Source organism: Bacteroidota bacterium (genome assembly GCA_039111535.1).
In the GTDB taxonomy this organism is placed as follows: Bacteria; Bacteroidota; Rhodothermia; order Rhodothermales; family JAHQVL01; genus JBCCIM01.
The window spans coordinates 1-6,443 of sequence record JBCCIM010000277.1; the positions used below are offsets into that span (position 1 = coordinate 1).

A 6,443-nucleotide genomic window follows, 5' to 3' on the forward strand; every position below is an offset into this window, starting at 1 on the left:
TGAATCACTAAAAGCAACATGGGTAGAGGAATTTCCGGGTATGGACTTCGTGTACTACCCGCAGGAAGAGGTCTTCCAGAATTTTACTTTCATGATCGAGTTGTCACAAACCTTTAGTCGATACCTGGGGCTCTTTGCCCTCTTTATTTCTTGCATGGGCCTCTTCGGGATGGCCTCCCAGCGTGTCGGACAACGGATGAAAGAAGTTGGTATACGCAAAGCCATGGGGGCGTCAGCGCTACACATCATCTTCCTTGTAAATCGAGGGTTTCTTATGATGCTTGGGCTGGCAACGCTGATTGCTACGTCGGTTGCCTATATAGGATTGCGCGCCATTTTGCAATCTGCACCGTCTGAAATCCCGATGAGTGTTACGCCATTTGTTTTGGCCAGTTTGCTGGTGTTTTTAGTTGCGGCTGCCTCCTTAACGTCACAAACCCGGAAGCTGTTGAAGGTGCGTCCGGCTGAAGTTTTGCGGTATGCCTGAATGCGAACCCATCAATCCGAATGGATTGGTGGGTTTGCAGTTACAGGTTGCAGGTTTATGGTTGAAAGTTGGGTATAGTTTGTAATTCAGTGAACAGGTTCTTTTACGCTTGCTGGCAAGTAGCATGAAAGCTCAGTAGTGCCTTTGTCCGTTTTTAGCGGTGTTGTCAAATAATCTGCTGATTGCTGGATGTACCCCAGTAACGGTTTTGCACTGGCAAATGAAGCGTTGTCCGTCAGGATACTCGCTCCGTAACTCAGTTTCGGCTCCAGCATGTTAAGCAATGGCAGATAGAGATCGTTCCAGCCGTCGAGGAACAGATGATCAATGCCGTATGCAGCATCTTGAAGGGTTACCATCGCGTCCCCTTCGAGCAAAGTTATAACATCGCTGAGGCCGGCCGCCGCAATATTCTCCCGTGCAACCTTGCATTTTGTGGGCTCGATTTCAGTTGTGATTACACGTCCCCCATTGTCTCTTGCAGCAGCACCAAGGTACAGGGTTGATATCCCGAACGAGGTGCCAAATTCAACAATGTATTGTGCCTGTGTCATCCGCAGCAGGTTGTATAGCAGAAGGCCTTGCTCGCGTGTGATGGCGATGTAAGCGTTAACCATGTCTTTGGGACGAAGAGACCGGCCGATACTTTTTGCAAATCCTTTGATGATGCGCGGCATATCTTTGCCGGCTTCATTGTGCAGCCGGTTTAACGTTTGACTCACTTGCGGATCATGAAGTGTGTTATTCATGTAGTTGACCTTGATCGTTAGAGACTAGACTATTAAGACTATATGTAGTATGTTGTGTTTATATAGTCATGTTTCATAACCCTAGTCACTAATTGTAGACTAATGGATAAAAGCATAGTAAAGAGCGCTGATATGGTCTCTCTACCTTCGTGCCCAGTTACGTATTGTTTGCAAATGATCGGTGGCAAATGGAAGCCCGTAATCCTTTATTTGCTAAGCAACGGGGTGGATCGGTTTGGTGTAATGCGGCGCGCGATCGATGGGATAAGCAAGCAGATGCTCACCAAACAGTTGCGTGAACTGGAGCGAGATGATATCATAAGCCGGACCGTATTTGCTGAAGTACCGCCGCGGGTAGAGTATGCGCTGACAGAGAAAGGGGAGAGCTTGCTACCGGTAATACAGGCGATGAAAGCGTGGGGCAAACCGTTTATCAAATGAGTGGGCTTGTGGCAAATCCTACAGATATCACGCAATTCCACAGAGACAAATATGGCAGAGAGCTTCTTGTTGATGCCGGCCTGATCTCAACCAATCCACAATTTTTGCTCAATGATAATGCCTTTGTTGTCAGTTTCTTCGAAATCTATCTGATCACGGCTGGCGAAGGTGTTTTTCATTTAAACGAACAGGCGTATCCTTTTCAAAAAGGGACCATGTTGTTTTTGCCGCCCGGCATGGTGCGGCGCTGGGGAGAACGGACGCCGGATGTAGATGCACATTACCTGATTTTTGAAGAGGAGTTTATCCAACGGTTTTTTCGTGATCCCCTTTTCATATACCGACTGCATTTATTTAACCCACCATGGCCAGCTTCTATTCAGCTGGCTAAAGAGTAGCATAAACAATTCCTTGTTATCCTTGCTGAGCTAGAGCAGGAAATCAATTCTTTACGGGATGACAGCGACCACTTGTTACGCGCCTTGTTGTACTACTGGTTAATCCAGGTCAACCGGCTTTACGAGATGCAGCACGCAATAGAAGTGCGGCCGTATAAAAACCGCGTGGCTTTACAATTCAAAGCGCTATTGGCTACACACTTTAAAGGGGAACGAAAGGTAGCGGCATATTGCGAAATGCTTAATTTAAGCAGAGCCACGCTTAATAAACATGTGAAGGCTGCGTATGGCAAAAGCGCCGGCCTGCTTATTCGCGAAGCTGTTGTACATTGGGCCAAACTAAAATTGCTTTATACCACCGAACGGGTGAGTGACATAGCCTATCAGCTTAACTTCGATGAGGTGGCAAATTTTAACCGCTTGTTCACCCGGATGACCGGCATGCGCCCTGGCGAATTCAGAAGCCGTTTTACAAATTGACAATTTTTTTTGCAAATCGACGTTTCTTCTGCACCCACCCTGGTTGACCTTTCTACAAGAAAAACAATAGTTCGTGTGGAGCTTGTGCTACCCTTGGGCACTCCACTTAACGCATAGAAATATCAACCGGAATTATGAAAAAAGGAATATCGCTTTTTGCGCTTGCCGCTTTTTTGTGTTGCCGTTTTAGCCGGCTTTGCTTCTTTCGATCGGACCTCAGTCGAGGAAACTGGCAGGGAAGTAGAGACAGACAAAATGAAGCGCATTGTTCAGAAGTTCTATGATCAGCTTAGTGACCCGAACAGTCCGCAAGCAGACAAAATGACCCAGAAATACATGCACGAAGACTGGCTCTCTACGCCACAACCCATTGGCGGACCTGGCCGGGCGGGATTTGTGCAGACGTTGGCCATTTTTGGTGGTATGATTCCTGACCTGAACTGGGACGTGAAAGAAATGATTGTTGATGGCAATCGGGTAACGGTTCGATCAATCGCTACAGGGACGCCCAATGCCCCGGGTGGTGAGTTTTTCGGTGTGGTTACCAAAGGCGAAAAGTCATTTGAAATCATGACAATTGACATACATACTGTAGAAAACAACAAACTCGTACGCTCCTACCACGTCGAAGATTGGCTGACAGCTACCCAGCAGGTTGCTGGTCAATAGTATCACGGCTGCCCGGTCGTAGGGCAGGCAGCTTAACTTTTACCGGAATCCGAGATGCCGATCTATAAAATTCCTTTACCTGTTTACGTTTTAGCGGCTGTTGTCGTGGTGTCGGGATTGATGGGGGGCTATGCCGGCCTGGTTAATCCTGGTTTGTTTTTTGGATTCATGGGCGATGTTGACTGGTCTGCCAACAACCTGCCTTTCCTGAATGGCCTGTGGGGCACCCGTAATTTATCGCTTGTGCTCATGATGGTAGCCGGCGTCATTTTGCGCAATCCCTCCATCATGTTCACGGTTTTTACAGTGCGAACGCTCACAGAAATACAGGATATGTTTTTGCTTGCTCCCAACACGCTGGATCCGTCTTTAATGGCGCCTGTATCCAATCCAACGTTTTTCGATCAATTCATGGCGGTCTTTCCCTTTATAGTGCTTGCTTCAGAACTTGCAGGCGCAATATGGCTAGGAAGCTTACTGTTTGGGAAAAAGAAATCACATGCTGAAGTTGGATGAAAGCAATAGTTGTTGAAGCACCTGGTGGGCCAGATGTACTTAAATTAACCACGCGTCCTATACCTGACGTCAAGCCGGGTTGGGTGCTGGTGCGGGTAAAAGCGTTTGGTTTGAATCGATCAGAAATGTATACGCGCCAGGGGCACTCGGGTGACTTTGTACCGTTTCCAAGGATCTTGGGCATCGAATGTGTTGGCGAGGTTGCTGACCCATCCGATGGCGGGTTCGCGGTAGGGCAGCGTGTGGTTGCAATGATGGGACAGATGGGGCGCGCGTACGACGGCGGGTACGCGCAATATGCATTGCTGCCCCGGGCGCAGCTCATCCCGGTCGAGACAACGCTACCGTGGGACGAATTGGGGGCGATTCCTGAGACTTTCATCACAGCTTATGGCTCGCTGGACCAATTGAAACTGCAAGCTAGACAAACGCTGCTTATTCGTGGTGGTACGTCAGCGGCCGGCATGGCTGCTGCGACCATTGCCAAAGATATGGGCGTTACCGTACTGGCTACCACAAGGAATCCGGCAAAGAAGCCGGCCTTGGTGGCTAATGGTGTAGATGCTGTATTTATTGACAAAGGCGCAATTGCAACAGCCGTTCGCCGTATTTACCCTCGTGGCGTAGACGCTGTCCTCGAATTGGTAGGCCAACCAACCCTAGAAGATTCCATTGCCTGCCTCGAAGCTACAGGGATTATTTGTCAGACAGGATTACTGGGGGACAAGTGGGATTATTGGGTAACGGGTCTTGATGGCGTTGCAGAGACAATTCGAACAACAACATACAGCAGTGAAGCCGTTACCGCTGCCAATAGTGCTGCAACGCTGCAAACCATTGTGACGCGCGTTGAAGCAGGGCGATACCGCCTTAATATCGACCGTATCTTTGAGATGGAAGAGATTGTCGAGGCCCACACCATCATGGAAGAGAGCCGAGCCAAGGGCAAGCTTGTGGTGCGTACTGGGGTGTAATTGCAGACTGGGGAGGGGTGTTAGTCCATCGCTGAAATCCAGCCTGTGCGTCCGTTGGGTGAGGTGACGCCGATAAAGCCGCCAAACTCACCAAAGACTGGCAATTCGCTGTTGGCACCAATGCTGTCGATTGCGACAGCTGAAATGCTTGGGCTGTAGCGGATTGAGCGGCCAGATGCCAATTGCATGTTGCGAATTGGGTCGTCAGCATCTTCCGTTAGCGAAGAAAGAATGAAGCCCGATTTGCCGTTTGGGAGTTCAACAGAATACCAGTTTTCTGTGCCACCCAGGACGCGGATAGCTGTATGGCGCGGTAGTTTGTCCACCATTTCTGATGTGCGCGATGGTCCTTTGCGGAGTCGCGCAAAACGAGAGGTTACCCTCGCCCATTCACCAAGCCGGCTTGTATCAGCTGCGACGGGCGGCAGATGGTCTGTCAGGTCCTTAATGAACGGCAACGGATCTACGGCAGATCGCGCTGCATAGATACCAAAATGCAAGTGTGGAGGCGTATTGTAAGCATTGCCTGTTCGGCCGACTGTACCCAGCGTATCTCCTTTTTTGACCCGTGTAAATTCCTCGATCAGAAATTCGTCAAGATGTGCGTAGTAATACGCCTGGTTTCTAGACGCATCGCGCACCCAGATTACTTTTCCTCCAACAACGGTTTCATCTATACGAGCGACGTACCCGTCTGAAATAGCTACCACAGGGGTGCCTGTGAGGGCAAATACATCGACACCTTTATGGAGTCGCCGGCCGCCATCGCGAGGCGCGCCCCAGAAACTGTGAATATGCATGCTGCTGTGGCCGGCAACTGGAAATCCGAGAGAAGCATCAATTTTTACGTCGAACGTATACCGCCCGCCACGTAGCAATTCGGGCTGCAACCGAATGAGGTACGTGATGTCCCGTTTCGGTTCAACCTGAATTTTATAGAGGGAGTCGGAGGTTGCAACGTGTCGTGGGGTTGCTGAAGAGTCATCGGGCAATTCGAAGAGATCCAGGAAAAGGTACATGGAGTCTTCTGACTGCACAGATACTTCAATTTCGAGCATCTGACCTTGAAGCACACGGATATGATACCCACGTGCGGCTACCTCTTTAGGGTCGAGGTAGCCAACTTCTCGGTAGGGCGTAGCAATTTCAACAGACTTGTCGACAGCTATCTGGCTGGCATCAAACCAGGCCCGACCAAGTGCGGTTTGCTGTAAGCCGGCTTCTTCCAGCGAGACAGCATACGCCTGGTGCGGCGTCATGTGTTGTGTACTTCTCCTCCCCTCAATAACAGCTTCATCCGCACAACCAGACAGCAACAGCCATCCGCTACAAACAAGCGAAATAAATAAACATCTGGACGGGGTCTCAGGCATACTACGTTCCTGGCGTATTGGTTAAAGCAGGATCATGGTTAGCCATGAGGGGCGCGTAACTTGCATGGGTCGTTCTCTTTTGTGGCATAAGTTGTACCCAACACGGTGTCGGGGTGTGATTGACGAAGAACGACCGCCCTCCTTATAGGCGTAACAATACAATTATTCTAGCAATCGGCAATTATTGGCTGCAGTCAAGCACACAAAGGAAAATTTAACTGCAAATAGAAAGCCAACTTGTGTTTTAAATGAGTGTTGATGTGCTCGTTTTGAATTGGATATACTCAAATCCTCTCCCCATTTCCGACTCTCGGAGGCTACGGTAATTCTTTTTCTAAGTTTCCCACTACTTGGAA

General features: G+C 49.3%; 9 protein-coding genes. 7 read left to right on the forward strand and 2 right to left on the reverse strand.

The annotated features are described in order from the left end of the window. On the forward strand, positions 1–487 hold a 487-nt coding region (locus AAF564_25260), incomplete at its 5' end, for an FtsX-like permease family protein (GenBank protein MEM8488879.1). Between the two features lie 86 nt (positions 488–573). Here AAF564_25260 and AAF564_25265 read toward each other — a convergent pair. Next, the gene (locus tag AAF564_25265; GenBank protein ID MEM8488880.1) at positions 574–1,236 is read right to left on the reverse strand and encodes a class I SAM-dependent methyltransferase; all 663 of its coding nucleotides are present in this window, start codon (positions 1,234–1,236) and stop codon (positions 574–576) included. 132 nt (positions 1,237–1,368) lie between these two features. On the opposite strand from AAF564_25265, the gene AAF564_25270 reads away from it, so the two are divergent. The 6 genes from AAF564_25270 to AAF564_25295 all read left to right on the forward strand — a co-directional run bounded on the left by AAF564_25270 (position 1,369) and on the right by AAF564_25295 (position 4,714). Continuing rightward, complete coding sequence (locus tag AAF564_25270) at positions 1,369–1,677, forward strand: helix-turn-helix domain-containing protein (GenBank protein MEM8488881.1); 309 nt, start codon at positions 1,369–1,371, stop codon at positions 1,675–1,677. Continuing rightward, positions 1,674–2,075: an AraC family ligand binding domain-containing protein gene (locus tag AAF564_25275; GenBank protein MEM8488882.1), complete on the forward strand. Its 402-nt coding sequence runs from the start codon at positions 1,674–1,676 to the stop codon at positions 2,073–2,075. The genes AAF564_25270 and AAF564_25275 overlap by 4 nt, the downstream gene beginning before the upstream one ends. A 126-nt stretch (positions 2,076–2,201) precedes the next feature. Then, the gene (locus tag AAF564_25280; protein ID MEM8488883.1) at positions 2,202–2,555 is read left to right on the forward strand and encodes an AraC family transcriptional regulator; all 354 of its coding nucleotides are present in this window, start codon (positions 2,202–2,204) and stop codon (positions 2,553–2,555) included. A 162-nt stretch (positions 2,556–2,717) separates the two neighbouring features. Then, a complete protein-coding gene (locus AAF564_25285) occupies positions 2,718–3,224 on the forward strand; it encodes an ester cyclase (GenBank protein ID MEM8488884.1) in 507 nt (168 codons plus the stop codon). A 54-nt stretch (positions 3,225–3,278) separates the two neighbouring features. Then, a complete protein-coding gene (locus AAF564_25290; GenBank protein ID MEM8488885.1) occupies positions 3,279–3,740 on the forward strand; it encodes a hypothetical protein in 462 nt (153 codons plus the stop codon). Further along, positions 3,737–4,714: a zinc-binding dehydrogenase gene (locus tag AAF564_25295; protein MEM8488886.1), complete on the forward strand. Its 978-nt coding sequence runs from the start codon at positions 3,737–3,739 to the stop codon at positions 4,712–4,714. Before AAF564_25290 ends, AAF564_25295 begins: the two co-directional genes overlap by 4 nt. Before the next feature lie 20 nt (positions 4,715–4,734). On the opposite strand, the gene AAF564_25300 is transcribed toward AAF564_25295, so the two are convergent. After that, a complete protein-coding gene (locus AAF564_25300) occupies positions 4,735–5,973 on the reverse strand; it encodes a M23 family metallopeptidase (GenBank protein MEM8488887.1) in 1,239 nt (412 codons plus the stop codon). Between the last annotated feature and the right edge of the window lie 470 nt (positions 5,974–6,443).

What these genes read in the sequence shown, in the direction of transcription:
- AAF564_25265 (MEM8488880.1), bottom strand. Translation starts at nt 1,236, where the DNA reads ATGAATAACACACTTCATGATCCGCAAGTGAGTCAAACGTTAAACCGG.
- AAF564_25270 (MEM8488881.1), top strand. Translation starts at nt 1,369, where the DNA reads ATGGTCTCTCTACCTTCGTGCCCAGTTACGTATTGTTTGCAAATGATC.
- AAF564_25275 (MEM8488882.1), top strand. Translation starts at nt 1,674, where the DNA reads ATGAGTGGGCTTGTGGCAAATCCTACAGATATCACGCAATTCCACAGA.
- AAF564_25280 (MEM8488883.1), top strand. Translation starts at nt 2,202, where the DNA reads ATGCAGCACGCAATAGAAGTGCGGCCGTATAAAAACCGCGTGGCTTTA.
- AAF564_25290 (MEM8488885.1), top strand. Translation starts at nt 3,279, where the DNA reads ATGCCGATCTATAAAATTCCTTTACCTGTTTACGTTTTAGCGGCTGTT.
- AAF564_25295 (MEM8488886.1), top strand. Translation starts at nt 3,737, where the DNA reads ATGAAAGCAATAGTTGTTGAAGCACCTGGTGGGCCAGATGTACTTAAA.
- AAF564_25300 (MEM8488887.1), bottom strand. Translation starts at nt 5,973, where the DNA reads ATGACGCCGCACCAGGCGTATGCTGTCTCGCTGGAAGAAGCCGGCTTA.